The 15,406-nt window shown below is 65.2% G+C and carries 15 protein-coding genes and 1 tRNA gene; 6 read left to right on the forward strand and 10 right to left on the reverse strand.

Features of this window, described 5'->3' with window-relative positions; genetic code table 11:
* Positions 1-346: 346 nt before the first annotated feature.
* From IP91_RS01940 to IP91_RS01960, 5 genes are all read right to left on the reverse strand, one after another.
* Positions 347-1,294 (reverse strand): tyrosine-type recombinase/integrase, encoded by a 948-nt coding sequence (locus IP91_RS01940; protein ID WP_145647082.1) that lies wholly within the window; start codon positions 1,292-1,294, stop codon positions 347-349.
* Between the two features lie 481 nt (positions 1,295-1,775).
* A tRNA-Val gene (locus IP91_RS01945) sits at positions 1,776-1,850 on the reverse strand.
* 50 nt (positions 1,851-1,900) lie between these two features.
* Positions 1,901-2,602, reverse strand: coding sequence for a DNA polymerase III subunit epsilon (gene dnaQ, locus IP91_RS01950; RefSeq protein WP_145647083.1), 702 nt, complete (start codon positions 2,600-2,602; stop codon positions 1,901-1,903).
* 71 nt (positions 2,603-2,673) lie between these two features.
* Positions 2,674-3,114 (reverse strand): ribonuclease HI, encoded by a 441-nt coding sequence (rnhA, locus tag IP91_RS01955; protein WP_145647084.1) that lies wholly within the window; start codon positions 3,112-3,114, stop codon positions 2,674-2,676.
* Complete coding sequence (locus tag IP91_RS01960) at positions 3,107-3,886, reverse strand: class I SAM-dependent methyltransferase (protein WP_145647085.1); 780 nt, start codon at positions 3,884-3,886, stop codon at positions 3,107-3,109. The genes rnhA and IP91_RS01960 overlap by 8 nt, the downstream gene beginning before the upstream one ends.
* On the opposite strand from IP91_RS01960, the gene gloB reads away from it, so the two are divergent.
* Positions 3,885-4,706: a hydroxyacylglutathione hydrolase gene (gene gloB / locus IP91_RS01965; protein ID WP_145647086.1), complete on the forward strand. Its 822-nt coding sequence runs from the start codon at positions 3,885-3,887 to the stop codon at positions 4,704-4,706. The genes IP91_RS01960 and gloB overlap by 2 nt on opposite strands.
* Before the next feature lie 22 nt (positions 4,707-4,728).
* Positions 4,729-5,388 (forward strand): 2-hydroxychromene-2-carboxylate isomerase, encoded by a 660-nt coding sequence (locus IP91_RS01970; protein ID WP_145647087.1) that lies wholly within the window; start codon positions 4,729-4,731, stop codon positions 5,386-5,388.
* On the opposite strand, the gene aceB is transcribed toward IP91_RS01970, so the two are convergent.
* A complete protein-coding gene (gene aceB, locus IP91_RS01975) occupies positions 5,385-6,974 on the reverse strand; it encodes a malate synthase A (protein ID WP_145647088.1) in 1,590 nt (529 codons plus the stop codon). The genes IP91_RS01970 and aceB overlap by 4 nt on opposite strands.
* Before the next feature lie 126 nt (positions 6,975-7,100).
* On the opposite strand from aceB, the gene IP91_RS01980 reads away from it, so the two are divergent.
* Complete coding sequence (locus IP91_RS01980; protein ID WP_145647089.1) at positions 7,101-8,033, forward strand: LysR family transcriptional regulator; 933 nt, start codon at positions 7,101-7,103, stop codon at positions 8,031-8,033.
* Positions 8,034-8,286: 253 nt separating this feature from the next.
* Here IP91_RS01980 and IP91_RS01985 read toward each other — a convergent pair whose 3' ends face one another.
* Positions 8,287-8,490 (reverse strand): cold-shock protein, encoded by a 204-nt coding sequence (locus tag IP91_RS01985; protein ID WP_145647090.1) that lies wholly within the window; start codon positions 8,488-8,490, stop codon positions 8,287-8,289.
* A gap of 56 nt (positions 8,491-8,546) precedes the next feature.
* On the opposite strand from IP91_RS01985, the gene IP91_RS01990 reads away from it, so the two are divergent.
* Complete coding sequence (locus IP91_RS01990) at positions 8,547-8,975, forward strand: hypothetical protein (RefSeq protein WP_145647091.1); 429 nt, start codon at positions 8,547-8,549, stop codon at positions 8,973-8,975.
* A 36-nt stretch (positions 8,976-9,011) separates the two neighbouring features.
* On the opposite strand, the gene IP91_RS01995 is transcribed toward IP91_RS01990, so the two are convergent.
* The 3 genes from IP91_RS01995 to IP91_RS02005 all read right to left on the reverse strand — a co-directional run bounded on the left by IP91_RS01995 (position 9,012) and on the right by IP91_RS02005 (position 11,799).
* A complete protein-coding gene (locus IP91_RS01995; protein WP_145647092.1) occupies positions 9,012-9,365 on the reverse strand; it encodes an Hpt domain-containing protein in 354 nt (117 codons plus the stop codon).
* 9 nt (positions 9,366-9,374) lie between these two features.
* Entirely contained in the window at positions 9,375-10,025 is a 651-nt protein-coding gene (gene upp / locus IP91_RS02000; RefSeq protein ID WP_145647093.1) for a uracil phosphoribosyltransferase, read from the reverse strand.
* Positions 10,026-10,110: 85 nt separating this feature from the next.
* Complete coding sequence (locus IP91_RS02005) at positions 10,111-11,799, reverse strand: isovaleryl-CoA dehydrogenase (RefSeq protein WP_145647094.1); 1,689 nt, start codon at positions 11,797-11,799, stop codon at positions 10,111-10,113.
* 315 nt (positions 11,800-12,114) lie between these two features.
* Here IP91_RS02005 and IP91_RS02010 point away from each other — a divergent pair, with 315 nt between their 5' ends.
* On the forward strand, positions 12,115-13,884 hold the full coding sequence (locus tag IP91_RS02010) for a putative bifunctional diguanylate cyclase/phosphodiesterase (RefSeq protein ID WP_145647095.1): 1,770 nt from the start codon (positions 12,115-12,117) through the stop codon (positions 13,882-13,884).
* A complete protein-coding gene (locus IP91_RS02015) occupies positions 13,881-15,380 on the forward strand; it encodes an HDOD domain-containing protein (RefSeq protein ID WP_145647096.1) in 1,500 nt (499 codons plus the stop codon). The genes IP91_RS02010 and IP91_RS02015 overlap by 4 nt, the downstream gene beginning before the upstream one ends.
* Positions 15,381-15,406 lie beyond the last annotated feature (26 nt).

The following is a 15,406-nucleotide window of genomic DNA, read 5'->3' on the forward strand; positions in this document are numbered from 1 at the left end:
TCCGCTCTTGGCCGATAGCGGACGGTCGGCACTGCTCAGTGTACTCGGCTGTTGCCTGCTGAGCTACAGGGTTTTGTTAGGCGCTCTAAGGCAGATATGTGGGCGATGGCCGTCGCGGATCGACGCATGAACATCAAGTATGCGCCGGCTGATTGACAATTAAATTGGCCCGCAGTGCGCAGCTGCGTCATTCTGTTTCATTGACCACCGGCGCCGTTGCAGCGCAGGCACAACCGGCCTCAGTCGAGGTAGAGCATCCCCACCCCGTGGCACAAACGCTCAGCGCAGCAAGCGGACTGCTGCCCCAACGGACGCATCCATCCAGCCTCACGCAGACAAAACCGCCTTACGCTTTTCCATCGCGCAGCCTGCGAGCGGCACTAAGATAGGAATCGAGTGCCGGCGCACGCACGAGACCTAGCCGCTTGCGCATCGTCTCTTCTGGCGTGCCTGCACGCAGTTCAGCCACCGCGAAACCATTGCGCAGCGTACGGCCTCCCGCGTGCGACATGGCGACATCCGCCTCTTTCAACGCACTGCGTGCCTGGCGGTACACCGTGCTCTTGTGCAGTGGACGCCCTTCATCGTCCGCCGGGAACAGCAGCTCCCCTGGAATGCCGAGTTGCTGTCGCGCCGCGCTCCACTCGAGCACTTCCGGCACCGCGGCTTGCTGCAGGAACGTTTCATGGAGGCGGCTGGTCGGCTGCTTGCCCGACGGAGTCAGACGGATGCGCAACGTGCCATCCTGCTCCGGCACCGTGGCGACCTCGCTCGCGAGCAAGCCGATCGCTTCTGCCACCCGGAGACCTGCGCACAGCATGACGAGTTGCATGGCCCGGTCGCGCTGCCGCTTCCAGGAGGTCAGCTCCGGCCTCGCGGCAATGACCTGCCCTGCCTGCGCAGGTGACAGCGCCACCATTTCACGATCGCGCGCTGGCCGGTTCGACCCGAGGATGGTGATCGCGGCGCTGGCCGGATTCGGCACCATGTCCAGATGCTCGTAGCAGCGTTCCAGCAGGCGCAGATAGCGGTATGCGATCTTGCTCTGTAACGGCCTGCCCCGCGCATCACGGGAACCCAGGAATTCGATCAGGTCGCCGGGCGCAAGCTGTGAGAACGTGCGACCGCGCACCCGCAGCCATTTGGCAAACCGGCCAAACATGAATTTGTACACTTCGGCCGACGCTGCCGAGACGGGCGGCGCAGCCCGCTTCGCCGTCTGCGCGAAGCCACTGCTGTAAAGGAATTGCTCGAAAGCGGCGACCGGTTCGCGGTCCCAGGCGGAGATCGTCATAACGATCCAATCTTATCACCATGGCATGCTTCTGTCGGGACGCGAGAACAGAGCCCTCGCCTCTTCCTTGTAGACCCGGTGTGTGATCGGCTCGGGACATTGGTTAAGGGCCATGCCCTGCTCTTTCGGTTAGTTGCATTTAAACGAGAACTGCAGAATCGAGCCATTAAGCTACAGAACATTGGTTGCAGCCGCACAAATTTTCATGCGGAAATGTCGCCTTAGCGCGCGGTGCCGTAAACCTCGGCAAATGAGCCCAAGCTGCCTCGACAGTCCCGCAAAATGTAGCCACTCGACACCAAAAAATATTCTCGATGGCCGTATCAATTTCGCCACAAAGCGGCGATATCCAGCCCTTCTTGAGTCCGCCAAAATCCACCGACGTTCAAACAGGTTTTCCGGACTTTCCCCGGACTTTTTCTGCTAAAATAAAAAAGGGCCTACGACATATGCCGTAAGCCCTTGATTATTAACGAATTCTTGGTGGGAAGTGCAAGTTTCGAACTTGCGACCCCTGCAGTGTGAATGCAGTGCTCTACCCCTGAGCTAACCTCCCGAAGAAGCAATATTATAGAGGGTCACTTGCAACCGGTCAAGGCGCTGTATTCAAACGGCGGCCGTGCGCCAGACGCAGGCGCCCTTCACCGCCTTGTCCAGACCGTTCAGCAGTTCCTCGTGGGCCGCCAGCTCGTCGTCGGCAGCGCGCAGCACGAAGATCTCGGCCAGCGCCACCTGCGACAGGTCGATGCCGGTTGACACTTCTTCGACGACGATGTCCATGCCCAGGCTGTTCTGCCCGCGCGTCATCGCCAGGTACACATCGGCCAGCAGTTCCGCGTCGAGCAGTGCGCCGTGCAGCTTGCGGTGCGCGTTCGAGATGCCGAAGTGGTCGCACAGCGCGTCGAGCGAGTTGCGCTTGCCGGGCCGCATTTCCTTGGCCTGGGCCAGCGTGTCGATCACGCCGTCGATATGGTCGTCGAACGGCGGCAGGTTCAGCAGGCGGAACTCGTGGTTCAGGAATGCAAGATCGAACGGCGCGTTGTGGATGATGACTTGGGCGCCGCGAATGTATTCGCGCAGCTCTTCCACGACTTGATGGAAGACAGGCTTGTCCGCCAGGAACTCGGTCGTCAGGCCGTGGACATTCAGCGCGCCCTCTTCCGAGTCGCGCTGCGGGTTGATGTAACGGTGAAAATTATTGCCGGTGAGTTTGCGGTTCACCAGCTCGACACAGCCGATCTCGAGGATGCGGTTGCCGAGCTTGGGGTTGATGCCGGTGGTTTCGGTATCGAGGACGATCTGGCGCATGTTTACTCAGTCAATACAGGGTGGATCTGGACAGCCGCGCAGTATAGCAAGCGGCATCGGGCAGAGCCTGGTTACTTCCGGCGCACCGTCTCGACGCCGCGGTTGGCCAGCATGTCGGCCCGTTCGTTGCCGGGATGGCCGTTGTGGCCGCGCACCCAGCGCCAGTCTACCTTGTGCACGGCCTGCGCCACATCGAGGGCCTGCCACAGATCGGCATTTTTCACCGGCTCCTTCGTGGACGTCTTCCAGCCGCGCGCCTTCCAGCCGTGGATCCATTCGCTGATGCCCTTCTGGACGTACTGGCTGTCCGTGTGAAGGGTGACGTCGCAGGGACGCTTGAGCGCATTGAGCGACTCGATCACCGCGCGCAGTTCCATGCGGTTGTTGGTGGTGTTGACTTCGCCGCCAAACAGTTCCTTCTGTGCTTCGCCCGCCACCATCAGCGCGCCCCAGCCACCGGTACCCGGGTTGCCCTTGCAGGCGCCGTCGGTGAAAATTTCGACTTTATCCATGTTCCTTGTGCTTGTTCGTTGCGGGCACTGCTACCGGTGCCTTCGCGGATTTCCTGCTCCAGGCGGGCCCGATCAGCCGCATGCCCTTCACCCGTTTGATGGCCTGCACCATGTAGACGGCGCCGAAATATGGCCACGAGCGCGGGCCGGCGCGGTCCATGAAGGCATAGCGCTTCAGCCAGTGTTCGGTGCGACAGGCGGGCGCGTAACAGCCGAAGTGGCTGTGGCTGACGCCCATGTTCAGCAATTTTAACCAGTCCTTGAGCCGCGGCATAGAGATGAACTCGCCGGCTTCGGGGAGATAGCGGTTGCCCGTCACGCGCGCCGTCACCTGGCGCAGGCCCCACAGGCTGTGCGGATTGAAGCCGCAGATGATCAGCTGGCCTTCCGGGATCAGCACGCGCTCCACTTCGCGCAGCACCTGGTGGGGTTCGGCCGCGTATTCCAGCACGTGCGGCAGCACCACGAGATCCATGCTCTGCGATGCGAACGGCAGCTCGCCGGCATCGAGCGTGAGCGCAACCGGGCGCGCCGAAGCACCCGCGCTGCCCGCCGGACGCAGCACGGTGTCGGCCAGCCATTTGTGCGGCATGCGGCTGGCGGCCAGCGCGTCGACGAGCGGCGTGCCGATCTGCACGGCGTTGTAGCCGAAGATGTCGGCCGTGAGCTCGTCCAGCCGGCGCTGTTCCCAGTCGCGCACGTACACGCCGGCCGGCGTCTGCAGCCAGCTGTCCAGCGCTATAATGGATTTTCCCGATGCTGCGCTATCCATGCCGTCCCTTCACTACTGCTTCGATGATCAATCCGTGACCGATACCCTGCACGTCCTGGCCGTACCGGCCTTCAACGACAACTACCTGTGGCTCATCCACGATGGTGCGAGCGCCGCCGTGGTCGACCCAGGCGATGCCGCGCCGATCCTGGCGGCGCTGCACGAGCACCGCCTGGCGCTTACCGCCATTCTACTCACCCACCACCACGGTGACCACATCGGCGGCGTGCCGGCGCTGCTGGATCGCTTCGATGTGCCCGTCTTCGGGCCGCGCCACGATGGCATCGCCGCCGTCACGCAACCGCTGGGCGAAGGCGATGTGGTGGCCGTGCCGGGCCTGGACCTGACGCTGTCCGTGCTGGACGTACCCGGCCACACGAAGGGCCATATCGCTTATCACCGCGCCGGTAGCGAACCCTGGCTGTTTTCCGGCGACACGCTGTTTGCGGGCGGCTGCGGCCGGCTGTTCGAGGGCACGCCGGCACAGATGGCGGCATCGCTGGACAAGCTCGCCGCCCTGCCGCCTGCCACGCAGGTTTTTTGCGCGCACGAGTATACGCTGTCGAACTTGCGCTTCGCCGCGGCGGTCGAACCGGATAACGAAGCGCTGCGCGCACGTAGCGAAGTCGAGACGGCCAAGCGTGCGCGCGGCGTGCCGACCGTACCGAGCACGATTGCACTGGAACGTGCCACCAACCCGTTCGTGCGCTATCGCGAGCCGGGTATTGAAGCGGAACTTGCGGCGCAGGACAAGGTATCCCCCGGCGCTCCGCCGCTGGCCGTGTTTGCCGCGCTGCGCGAATGGAAGAACGTTTTCTGAGGGATTTTCCGGACGAACCGCGATGGAGACTGTCCGCTTTTACTACGACCCAGTGAGCCCCTACGCGTGGCTGGCAACGAAGGCGATCGCGCGCATCGAGGCGGCCGGGGTGCACCTGGAAATGGAACCGGTGCTGTTTGCGGCGATACTGGGTGCGCATGGCCTGAAGGGGCCGGCTGAAATTCCGGCCAAGCGCGAGCTGATGGTGCGCGACGTGCTGCGCCTCGCCGCGGCGGGTGGACTGACATTCCGCGGTCCGCCCGGTCATCCGTTCAATCCGCTGCTGGCACTGCGCATGTGCCTGGCGATCGGTTCGCTGGCAGGCCGGCGCCGCTTTACCTTCACCTTGTCGGAAGCCTGCTGGGAGCGGGGCCTGGATATCTCGAACCCGGCGGTGCTGCTGCAGCTGGCGGCCGAATGCGACCTGAATGGCGCGGCGCTGCAGGGAGCGGCAAGAACGTCCGAGATCAAGGCGGCGCTACGCGACGCGACGGAGCGGGCCATCGAGGCCGGCGTGTTCGGGGTTCCCACGTTCGGCTACGCGGGTGAACTGTTCTGGGGCAGCGACCGCATCGACCTGCTGCTGCGCCGGATTGCCGGCCAGCGCATCGACGAGCAGCGCCTGCAGGACTTCCTCGCGCGGCCGCCTCTGGCGACGCGCGAGGAAGGTTCTGCCGGCTAGATCTCTTCGTACAGCGGCAGCGTGAGGAACTCGGCGAACGATTCCGACGTCGACATCTCCTCGAAGATCTGTGCAGCGCGTTCGTAGTTCGGGCTGGTGCCGTCCGGCGCGGCGGCCTTCACCTTCGGCAGTTCTTCCGGAATCATCGCGCGCACCATGTCCGCCGTCACCTTGCGGCGGTCATCCAGCACGCCCTTCGGCGAGCGGATCCACTGCCACACCTGCGAGCGGCTGATCTCGGCCGTGGCCGCGTCTTCCATCAGGTTATGGATCGGCACGCAGCCGTTCCCGCCCAGCCAGCTGCCCAGGTAGTGGATGCCCACGTTGATGTTGTAGCGCAGGCCCGCTTCCGTGATCGGCGCTTCCGGCTGGAAGGACAGCAGGTCGGCCGCCGTCACCTTGACATCGGGGCGCAGCTTGCCGATCTGGTTGGGCGCGTCGCCGAGCACTTTGGTGAACTCCGTCATCGCCAGGTCGACCAGGCCCGGGTGCGCGACCCAGCCGCCGTCGTAGCCGTCCGTGGCGTCGCGCGCCTTGTCGGTACGCACGCCGCCCATCGCCGTCTCGTTCTTCTCCGGATCGTTCTTGATCGGGATGAGCGCCGCCATGCCGCCGATCGCCGGCGCGCCGCGCTTGTGGCAGGTCTGCAGCAGCAGCAGCGCGTACGAGCGCATGAAGGGGGCGGTCATCGTCACCTTGGCGCGGTCGGCCAGGCAGAAATCCTGGTCCACCTTGAACTTCTTGATGCAGCTGAAGATGTAGTCCCAGCGGCCCGCGTTCAGGCCGGCGCTGTGCTCGCGCAGCTCGTAGAGGATCTCGTCCATCTCGAAGGCGGCCAGGATGGTCTCGATCAGCACGGTCGCCTTGATCGTGCCCTGCGGCAGGCCCAGCTCGTCCTGCGTCATCACGAAGATGTCGTTCCACAGGCGTGCTTCCAGGTGCGATTCCATCTTCGGCAGGTAGAAGTACGGGCCGGCGCCGCGGGCCAGCTGCTCCCTGGCGTTATGGAACATGAACAGCGCGAAATCGAAGATGCCGCCGGAGACGCGCTTGCCGTCGACCAGCACGTGTTTCTCGTCCAGGTGCCAGCCGCGCGGCCGCACCACCAGCGTGGCCGTCTTGTCGTTCAGCTTGTAGGACTTGCCATTCTGTTCGAGCGTGATGGTCTTGCGCACCGCGTCGATCATGTTCAGCTGTCCGCCGACCTGGTTATGCCAGTTGGGCGTGTTGGAATCCTCGAAGTCGGTCATGTAGCTGTCCGCGCCGGAGTTGAGCGCGTTGATCACCATCTTCCGGTCGACCGGTCCGGTGATTTCGACCCGACGGCATTCCAGGGCTGGCGGGATCGGCGCGATCTTCCAGTCGCCGGCGCGGATGTGCGCCGTGGCGGACAGGAAGTCGGGGCGCTCGCCGGCATCCAGGCGCTGGGCACGGACGGTGCGGGCGGCCAGCAGTTCCTGGCGGCGCGGCTCGAAGGCGCGCGTGAGCTTGGCGACCAGCGCCAGCGCTTCGGGCGTGAGCACCCGTTCGTAGCCGGGCGCGATGTCGCCCGTGATGTCCATCCCTGCAGGTGGCGTGATGCTCATGTCGATCTCCTAGGTTTGCGTGTCTGGCGGAACAGTATTGATTCCAGTATATTGACTGAAACGATAGATAAACGAGACAAATTATCACTTCATCTGTGCGCATTTGTCATGGATGAGAGAGGACCGATGGGCCAGTTCAGGCAGATTTCCACCTTCGTCGAAGTGGTCGCGCGGGGCAGCCTGTCCGCCGCCGCGCGGGCCGAGGGCATCGCACCTGCCGTGATCGGGCGGCGGCTCGATGCGCTGGAGGAGCGCCTCGGCGTCAAGCTGCTACAGCGTACCACGCGCAAGCTGGTGCTGACCGACGAAGGCACGGCGTTCCTGGAGGACTGCCAGCGCATTCTCGGCGAGCTGGAAAATGCCGAGGCGGCCGTGTCGGCACGCAGCGTGCATGCGTCGGGCCATCTGCTGATTTCCGCGCCGGCCGGCTTCGGGCGGCAGCATGTGGCGCCGCTGGTGCCCTCCTTCCTGGCCGAGCACCGCGACGTGACCATCACGCTGAACCTGCACGATCGGATCGTCGACCTGATCGGCGAAGGCGTCGATGTCGCCATCCGGATTGCCAGCCTGGAGGACTCGAACCTGGTCAGTGTAAAACTTGCGGACAACCGCCGCGTCGTCGTCGGCACGCCGGCCTATCTGCAGCGCCATGGCGTACCCGCCACGCTGGACGACCTGGCGCGACACAACTGCATGGCCATCAGCAGCGAAGGCAGCCAGCGGGGCTGGACCTTCCAGGACAGCGGCCGCGCTGTCACGGTCAAGGTGGCCGGCAACATGCGCTGCAACGATGGCGCCGTGCTGCATGACTGGGTCCTGGCCGGCAAGGGGCTGGCGTGGCGGTCGATGTGGGAAGTGGGCGCCGATATCGAAGCGGGCCGGCTGCAGCCGGTGCTCGAGGCGTACTCCGCGCCGGGCAACGACATTTATGCGGTCTTCGCCCAACGGCGTCATTTGCCATTGCGGATCCGCGCCTTCGTGGAATTCCTGCGCCGCAGTTACATGAAGCCGGACTATTTCGGCACCGGAACCCAGGCAGGCGCCTCACTGCCGGGTTGAGCGCCAATTGCTCGGCAGACTGCAAGCAACCGCCTTACACAGGCCGTCGCGATGACCGGTCTCGCCAAGATGAGCGGTCTCGCCAAGATGGCCGGTCTCGCCGCAGCGCGCCCGGCGTAGCGCCGTCGCCGCCGCCCTACTCCACCGGATCCATCGCTACTACAACGTCAATCGTTGAACAGATCAACCAATTTTGGGCGAAAAAAAATCCTCGGAAACCGAGGATTTTTTTAGTTCGTTTGACCCAAGCAGATTAGATCGGCTGGATGTTCGAAGCTTGCTTGCCTTTCGGGCCAGCGGTCACGTCGAAGGATACGCGTTGGTTCTCCTGCAGCGATTTGAAGCCAGCGGATTGAATCGCCGAGAAGTGAGCGAACAGATCTTCGCCGCCTTCGTCAGGGGTGATGAAGCCGAAACCCTTCGAATCATTGAACCATTTTACGATACCAGTTGCCATTACAATTCCTATTACAGTTAAATGAGCTTGCGCCCGTGATATCGTTTGAAGCAAGTATGCAATGGCAGACCAACTGCAATACGCTTGAATCTAAACGATCCCGCATTATACCGAATACCGGGCCAAAAGTACGTCATGAGGCACGTTTTCGGCACGTTTTGACGAAAATAATTGCTACTGCCGGGCTAGAACGACGAAATCCAGTGAATCGCAGCAAGTTTTTCAGTCATCTGACTGGAAATCGCGGGCCAGACGCTCCGCTAAAACGACCCAGCATTTCGGTCGCCGAAGAAGCCGGCGGCTTGTTTGCATCGCTTTGCACGGAATTTAATCAGACCATCGAGAAAGATTCGGCAAAACAGCCCCAGCGCATCGCTGACCACTTTGCCTTCCCTCTCTTCTGCTTTCCACCACGCCTTTTCGGGCTGTTCCCCTTTTGGCTTTCGTTACTCATGCACGCACAGTTTCGTTCGGCATGTGTGTAACTATAGACAAGATTCGTGTCGCGCGTTTGATTTTTATCAATCGTGCGATAAATACTCGTCCGCACGGGGGTCGCTGGCCGCCCATGCCAGGTAGGTTTCGACTTGCGGCACCAGCGCGCTCCAGGTGCCCTCCCCACCAAGCAACGCCCGCACCGCCTGCTCCAGGCGGCGTGCCTGGTTGCCCAGCACGGTGAAGCCAAAGGAACCGGCGGAACCGGCCACGGTGTGCAGCGCATGGTGCAGCCTCTCTAGGGCGGCCTGGTCCGGCGCGGTGCCGGCAGCGGCCAGCGCGTCGGCGATCGTGGCCATCCGCTCCGGGACAGTGGCAGCGAACTTGTCGCCCAGCGCGCGCAGCTGGGCGCGGAAATCGGGATCGGCCGGCAATGCCACGGGGGCTCCTTATTTGGTGCCGAAGATGCGGTCGCCCGCATCGCCCAGGCCCGGGATGATGTAGGCATGCTCGTTCAGGTGCGAATCGAGCGAGGCGCAATAGATCTTCACGCCGGGGTGGGCGTTCTGGAACACCTGCACGCCTTCCGGTGCGGCCACGAGAGCCAGGAAGATGATCTGTTCGTCAGGCACGCCGCGGTTCTTCAGCACGTCCACCGCATGCACGGCCGAATTGCCCGTCGCAACCATCGGATCGCACAGGATGAAGACGCGGTCCACCAGGTCCGGCAGGCGCACCAGGTATTCCACCGGCTGGTGGGTCTCCGGATCGCGGAACACGCCGATGTGGCCGACGCGGGCCGATGGCACCAGGTTCAGCAGGCCATCGCTCATGCCGATGCCGGCGCGCAGGATGGGCACGACGGCCAGCTTCTTGCCGGCGATGACGGGTGCATCGATCGTCATCAGCGGCGTATCGATTTCGCGCGTGGTCAGCGGCAGGTCGCGGGTGATCTCATAGCCCATCAGCAGCGTGATTTCCTTGAGCAGCTCGCGGAACGTGCGCGTGGACGTGCTCTTGTCGCGCATGTGGCTCAGCTTGTGCTGGATCAGCGGGTGATCGGTGATGAAGAGGTTCGGGAAGCGCGGATCTTGTTTCATGTTGGTTGGCTTGGTACGGACGGTTTGCGTCCCGCATTATCCCAGTCCGGTGCCCGCGCTGTCTATGGCGGCCTGAAAATGCCGGTCAGGGTCCCGGCCAGGCCCGGGCGATGAGCGCCGCGCAGTCCGTGCCGGCCGGCAGCCGCCCGTAGGCGCCGCCCGGTTCGCGCGCCAGCCGCGAAGCAATAAAGGCAGACGACACGATGCCGGGCGCATGGCGCAGCAGCAGTCCCGCCTGCACGGCCAGCACGATGCGCTCGGCCAGCACGCGGGCGCCAAATTCTTCGGAGGGCGCCACCGCCAGATCCTGCCGCAACCGCGCGGTGAACGCCGCGTAGTCCGCATTGGCCGTTCCCGCGATCGCGAGTTCCGCTGCCAGTGCCTCCGCTGCCGCGGGCGAGCGGGCGCAGGCGCGCAGCACGTCCAGGCACATCACGTTCCCGGAACCTTCCCAGATCGAATTGACGGGCAGTTCGCGGTACAGCCTCGCCAGCGGACTGTCCTCGACGTAGCCGCTGCCGCCGACGACTTCCATCGCCTCCGCGCCGAAGCCGGGGCCGCGCTTGCAGATCCAGTACTTGCCGGCCGGTGTGAGCAGCCGGGCAAGGGCCGCCTCGCCCGCATCGGCCGGATGATCGTAGCAGCGCGCCAGCCGCAGTGCGAAGGCCGTGGCGGCTTCCGACTCGAGCGCCAGGTCGGCCAGCACGTTCTGCATCAGCGGCTGCCGGTCCAGTGGCTTGCCGAACGCGTGGCGATGGCGCGCATGGTGCAGGGCGTGGGTCAGCGCCGCACGGATCGTGCCCGCCGTACCCAGGATGCAATCCAGCCGCGTGTGACTGCCCATCTGCAGGATCGTGGGAATGCCCCGCCCGGCCTGGCCCAGCAGGTGGCCGAAGGCGCCCGTGAATTCGACCTCGGATGAGGCATTCGAACGGTTGCCCACCTTGTCCTTCAGGCGCTGGATGCGCACGCCGTTGCGCGTGCCGTCCGGCAGGAAGCGCGGCACCAGGAAGCAGGACAGGCCGGTATTGCCCGCCGCCTCGGTTTGCGCCAGCACCAGGTGAGCATCGGCCTGCGGCGCCGAGAAGAACCATTTGTGGCCAACCAGGCGATAGACACCGTCGGCCTCGTCGCCGAACACTGCCCGCGCCTCGGCAGGCAGCATGGGCTCGGCGTGCGTGGTATTGCTGCGCACGTCCGAGCCGCCCTGCTTTTCCGTCATGCCCATGCCGATCAGAGCGCCGGACTTCAAATGCACGGGCAGCGGCCGCGGATCGTATTCGCGCGATAGTATCTTCGGCAGCCAGCCAGCCGCCAGCGCAGGCGACTGGCGCAGCGCCGGCACGCTCGCATACGTCATCGTGACGGGACACTGCGAGCCGTTCTCCACCTGCCCGAACAGCATGTAGCGTGCCGCGCGCACCACCTGTCCGGCCGGCTCCGTCCCATCCCAGGGCGACGCATGCGCGCCGGCGCCGACAAACAGCCGCATCAGCGCATGCCAGGCCGGATGGAATTCCACCTCGTCGATGCGGCGACCGGCGGCATCGAAGCCGTGCAGCACGGGACCGTGCCGGTTGGCCAGCCTGGCCAGGTCGAGCGTCTCCGCCCGGCCCAGCATCTCGCCCAGCGCCAGCAGGTCTGGCACGGCCGCGGCACCGCCCTCCCTGCCGAGTGCCTCGCGCAGGGCCGTGTCGGCAGCGAACAGATTGAAGTTCCCGAACGCGGGTGGCTGGTTGAACACCGCATGCGTGTCGTAGGGTCCGCCGGTCATCGCCGCCTCCTCGCTCTTCGTGCCCCCCAGCCTAGCGAAAAGCGCCGGGACAGGCAAGGACGGCCGGATGCGCCGTCGCTGGCTTGCAATCCTGCAGTGACGCACGGGCCGCTGTTTTTCACGGGCATCGCAACATTTTCATGAGCAACATCGAAGAATGTTGCCGGATTTCATGTTTTTATCGTATCGAAGTGGTACATTTGCACCTGCTTGTATCGTATATGCAGTACCGGCGGCATTACCGGCCCGTCGAATGCGCCACGTCGGCCTTCGGGTCACTCCACCATCCCTGCCACCCACGAAGACGACCAGAGCATGCTGTCCAGTTCCATCACCCCGCCCGGCGCCGAGCGGCATGCCATCGACGGCATGCTCGAAGAGGCCGGCGACATCGTCTTCCGTCTCGATGCGGCCGGGAGGATCCGCTTCGCCAGCCGCCGCGCCGCCGCGCTGATCGGCGAGGCGCAGCCACTGCACGACGTGGCGCTGGCGACGTTCCTGAGCGAGCTCGACCAGGCTCCCCTGAAGGCCGCGCTGGCGCAACTGCCGGACACGGGCGTGGGCCGGCTGGACGTGCGCGTACAGGCAGGCGAGCGGGACGTCCCCTTCGAACTGCGGCTGTCCACCTACCCGGCGGCGGACGGCAACCTCGAACTGCTGGCCATCGGCCGCGACCTGACGGCCCAGCTGTCGACCGAACAGCGGCTGCGCCACCTGGCCACGCACGATGCGCTGACGGACCTGCCGAACCGCCTGCTGCTGTCCGACCGCATCCGCATGACGATTGCCCAGTCGCGCCGTTCCGGCCAGGGCTTCTCGGTGGCCACGATCGGCCTGGACGGCTTCAAGAAGGTCAACGATGGCCTGGGCCATCCGGCCGGCGACGCGCTGCTGAAACTGGCCGCGGCGCGCCTGCGCAAGACCCTGCGCGACAGCGACACGCTGGCCCGCACCGGCGGCGACGAATTCGTGGCCGTGCTCCCCGGCACCTTCACCGAGCAGCAGATCCGCCTCGTCACGGGGCGCCTGCTGGCCACGCTGCAGGCGCCGTTCGAGATCGGCGAGCACACCATCCACGTGGGCGCGTCGATCGGCGTTTCCGTCTATCCGCAGCATGCCGAGGACGAAGTGCGCCTCGTGGCGCTGGCCGATGCGGCGCTGTCGCGCGCCAAGGAAACCGGCAAGGCGCGATGCGTCGTCTACAGCGCACGCCACAGCACGCCCGCCGAACACGATATCTCGCTGGAGGCGGCCATGTTCCAGGCCGTGCGCGAAGGCGAATTCATGCTCTACTACCAGCCGATCGTCGATGCCCGCACGCGCGAGATCGAAGGCTTCGAAACGCTGATGCGCTGGAAGCATCCGACGCTGGGCATGGTACCGCCGGTGCGCTTCATCCCCATCGCCGAGACGAATGGCCTGATCAACCTGCTGGGCGCCTGGGCGCTGAAGGCTGCCTGCGTTCAGCTGAAGCAGTTCGAGGAGGCGGCGCAGCGGCCCCTGTACATCTCCGTCAACATCAGCCCGCGCCAGTTCCGCAACGACAGATTCCTCGACGTGCTGGACGACGCGCTGGCCTTTTCCGGCGTGTCGGGCGCGCAGCTCGTGCTCGAGATCACCGAGGGGACCCTGATGATCGATCCCGCCCATGCCGAAACCATCCTCGCCAAGATGGCCGAGCGGCGCGCCCGCATCGCCATCGACGACTTCGGCACCGGTTATTCCTCGCTGGCGTACCTGAAGCGCTTCCCGATCTCCGTGCTGAAGATCGACCGCGCCTTCATCCGCGACCTGCCGGCATCGCAGAAGGACGGCGCCATCTGCAACGCCGTGCTCGACCTGGCCAAGCACCTGTCGCTGTCGGTGGTGGCCGAAGGCGTGGAGACGGAAGCGCAGCTGGCCTACCTGAACGAACGGGGCTGCCAGTACGTGCAGGGCTACCTGACGGGCAAGCCGATGGCCGCCAACGTGGCGGTCGCCGCGCTGACCGAACGGCACTACGAAGACGTGATGCGCGCCGCGGACGTGCCGGCCGGCGTGGCGGGACCGGCACGGCACGAACCCCAGCTGCGGGCGGTCCGATGAGCGATTCCTTCCTTCCCGCCGGCGCCGCCGGCCGCCAGACCCTTGCGCTGCTGTGGGAGCGCACGCGCCGCCAGGGCGACATGCCCGCCTTCGCCAAGGCCATCGCCGCCGTGCTGGGCGCCATGCGGGGCGAGGACGACAGCCAGTTCAGCATGACGGAAACGGTGCTGTCGGATCCCGTGCTGACCAACAAGGTGCTGCGTCTCGCGAACAGCAGCATGTACGCGGCCTTCGGCCAGCACGTCAACACGGTCTCGAAAGCGGTGCTGGTGCTGGGCACCGAGGCGATCGGCCACCTGGCGCTGGGCCTGAAGCTGGTCGAGGAACTGACGGCCGGCGCGCCGGAATCGACGCACGCCCACATCGAGATGGAAAAGGCCGTGCTGGCCGGCCTGCTGGCGCGCGAGCTGGCCACGCTGGCGCACAGTCCGCAGACGGAGGAAGCCGTGGTCTGCTCGATGCTGCACACGCTGGGCCGCATGATGGTGACGTTCTACCTGCCGGAACAATGGGCGGCGCTGCAGGCCCATGGCGGCGCCGGCAACGAGGATGCCGCAGCGCCCGCCGTGCTGGGGATTTCGCTGGCCGACATCGGCCTGGCCACCGCGGGACGCTGGGGCCTGCCGCGCAACCTGCTGGCCGGCATGCGGACGGTCGAACCGGACGAACTGGAACACGGCGACGTGAAGCCGGTCGGCACGGACTGGGTGGCCGGCGTGGCCACGCTGGCGCGCCGCTGCGCCGCCTCGCTGTGGAACGACGACGAAGCCGGCGCCGCCGAAGTCGAGCGTGTGGCGCAGGCCTATGCACCGATGCTGGGGTTGCAGATGGACCTGGTGCGGGCGGCCATCGAGGGCGCCCGCGAGGCCGCCGTCGACGACCTGACGATCGCGCCCCTGTCGAAACCGGCCGAACGCCGCGCCAAGGCGCTGGCCCAGACGCGCCAGCGCGCCGCCGGCAACCGCGTCCTGCTGAGCGGCCTGGCCGACATGCGCGGCATGGTGGCCACCGCCAGCCCGAGCCAGATGGTCTCGGTGGCGCTGGAAACCGTGTTCAAGGGACTCGATTTCTCGCGCGCCGTGGCATTCGTGCGCAACCGCCGCGAAGGCCGCTACGTGGCGCGCATGTGCTTCGGCGACGCCAAGGAACATCTGGCCAACATGTCGTTCGACGATGCCTACGAGCCGAACGTATTCCATGCGGCGCTCAACAGCGACCGCGTGATCTTCATCGAGAATGCGCGCGACCCGAAGTTCGCCGCCAAGCTGCCGGAATGGTGGCGCTCCACGCTGGCCGAGGCACGCAGCTTCGTGATCCTGCCGCTGTCGTCGAACGGCCAGCCGGCCGGCTTCCTGTATGGCGACTGGGACGAAACGTTCCCGCCGATCCAGCTGTCGCAAACGGAATTCGCGCTGCTCAACGACCTGCGTGCGCTGGTGGTGCGGGCCGTCGAACGCCGCCACCGCACGGAAATGGAAAACAACCGCGCAGCCTGAAGACCCGGCCGGCATGGCAGGAGGCG

The sequence above is a fragment of the Pseudoduganella lurida genome (assembly GCF_007830455.1).
GTDB lineage: Bacteria > Pseudomonadota > Gammaproteobacteria > Burkholderiales > Burkholderiaceae_D > Rugamonas > Rugamonas lurida.

Excerpts from the sequence above, each read along its gene's own strand:
- aceB (WP_145647088.1), bottom strand. The coding sequence starts at position 6,974 with ATGAGCATCACGCCACCTGCAGGGATGGACATCACGGGCGACATCGCG.
- IP91_RS01990 (WP_145647091.1), top strand. The coding sequence starts at position 8,547 with ATGCAATGGCAGACCAACTGCAATACGCTTGAATCTAAACGATCCCGC.
- IP91_RS01980 (WP_145647089.1), top strand. The coding sequence starts at position 7,101 with ATGGGCCAGTTCAGGCAGATTTCCACCTTCGTCGAAGTGGTCGCGCGG.
- IP91_RS02010 (WP_145647095.1), top strand. The coding sequence starts at position 12,115 with ATGCTGTCCAGTTCCATCACCCCGCCCGGCGCCGAGCGGCATGCCATC.
- rnhA (WP_145647084.1), bottom strand. The coding sequence starts at position 3,114 with ATGGATAAAGTCGAAATTTTCACCGACGGCGCCTGCAAGGGCAACCCG.
- IP91_RS02005 (WP_145647094.1), bottom strand. The coding sequence starts at position 11,799 with ATGACCGGCGGACCCTACGACACGCATGCGGTGTTCAACCAGCCACCC.
- IP91_RS02015 (WP_145647096.1), top strand. The coding sequence starts at position 13,881 with ATGAGCGATTCCTTCCTTCCCGCCGGCGCCGCCGGCCGCCAGACCCTT.
- dnaQ (WP_145647083.1), bottom strand. The coding sequence starts at position 2,602 with ATGCGCCAGATCGTCCTCGATACCGAAACCACCGGCATCAACCCCAAG.
- gloB (WP_145647086.1), top strand. The coding sequence starts at position 3,885 with ATGCCGTCCCTTCACTACTGCTTCGATGATCAATCCGTGACCGATACC.
- upp (WP_145647093.1), bottom strand. The coding sequence starts at position 10,025 with ATGAAACAAGATCCGCGCTTCCCGAACCTCTTCATCACCGATCACCCG.
- IP91_RS01970 (WP_145647087.1), top strand. The coding sequence starts at position 4,729 with ATGGAGACTGTCCGCTTTTACTACGACCCAGTGAGCCCCTACGCGTGG.
- IP91_RS01985 (WP_145647090.1), bottom strand. The coding sequence starts at position 8,490 with ATGGCAACTGGTATCGTAAAATGGTTCAATGATTCGAAGGGTTTCGGC.
- IP91_RS01940 (WP_145647082.1), bottom strand. The coding sequence starts at position 1,294 with ATGACGATCTCCGCCTGGGACCGCGAACCGGTCGCCGCTTTCGAGCAA.
- IP91_RS01960 (WP_145647085.1), bottom strand. The coding sequence starts at position 3,886 with ATGGATAGCGCAGCATCGGGAAAATCCATTATAGCGCTGGACAGCTGG.